The following is a 1,200-nucleotide window of genomic DNA, read 5'->3' as shown; positions in this document are numbered from 1 at the left end:
CGACTTGCCGATGCCGGCCTCGCCGCGCAGCACGAGGCTCTGCCCGCGCCAGTCCGCGGCGGCGCCGATCAGCGCGTCGAGTTCGGCCAGCTCCTTCTGACGCCCGTACAGAGTCATCCAGTCACACCTACGTGGGTGGGGCGGCGGCACGGATTACGTATCCCAGTACCGAAGCGCTACGGATCCGGCGGGCATTCCCCCGTATCTAGCGTCGAGGACATGACGAACGAGATCTTCACACCCGTACGGATCTGCCGCCTCGACCTCCCGCACCGGCTGGCGATGGCCCCGATGACCCGCTCCCGGGCCACCGCGGGCAGCGGGCTGGTGTCGGAGCTGACGGCCGAGTACTACGAGCAGCGGGCCGCCGCCGCGCTGATCGTCACCGAGGGCACCCAGCCCAGCGTGCGCGCCCAGGGCTACATCCAGACGCCCGGCATCCACACCGCCGCGCAGATCGCCGCCTGGCGGCAGGTGACCGAGCGGGTGCACGCCTCGGGAGGCAGGATCTTCCTGCAACTGCTGCACGCCGGCCGTGTCGGCCACCCCCACCTCTACCCGGACGGCGGGCTTCCGGCGGCGCCGTCGGCCCTCGCCTCCGGTGAGTCGCTGTTCACCGTCGACCAGGGGATGCTGCCGCACCCCGTGCCCCGCGAGCTGACCGGCGACGACATCGGCGGGATCGTCCGGGACTTCGCGGCCGGCGCGCGCAACGCGATCGAGGCGGGCTTCGACGGCGTCGAACTGCACGGCGCCAACGGCTACCTCATTCACCAGTTCCTCTCCGGCAACTCCAACCGGCGCACCGACGCCTACGGCGGTCCGGTGGGGAACCGGGTCCGCTTCGCCGTCGAGTCCGTACGGGCGGTCAGCGAGGCGATCGGTGCGGACCGCACCGCGCTGCGCATCTCGCCCGGCAACGACGCCAACGGCGTCGCCGAGACCGACACGGCCGAGCTGTACGCGGCGCTGCTCGCGGCCCTCGCCCCGTATCGGCTCGCCTTTCTGCACGTCCTGGAGGCCCACCCGGGGCTGCGGAACGTGACCGAGCAGGTACGCCGCGACTGGGCGGGCCCGCTGATGCTGAACTCCGCGCACCACGGCGCCGGCGACCCGGTCGCGGACGCGGCGGAACTGCTGGCGGCGGGCACGGCGGACATCGTGTCCCTCGGCGCGCGCTGGCTGGCCAACCCCGACCTG

Annotated in this window: 1 protein-coding gene; it reads left to right on the top strand. The window is 72.8% G+C overall.

The features are described from left to right. Positions 1–219: 219 nt before the first annotated feature. Positions 220–1,200, top strand: a 981-nt coding sequence (locus H5J30_RS34415) for an alkene reductase (protein WP_181791740.1), incomplete at its 3' end; no start/stop codon positions are given.

It is taken from the genome of Streptomyces phytophilus, assembly GCF_013870535.1.
Taxonomy (GTDB): domain Bacteria; phylum Actinomycetota; class Actinomycetes; order Streptomycetales; family Streptomycetaceae; genus Streptomyces; species Streptomyces phytophilus.
Note: the sequence above shows the minus strand (reverse complement) of the source record. Positions and strands in the feature narration are given on the sequence as shown.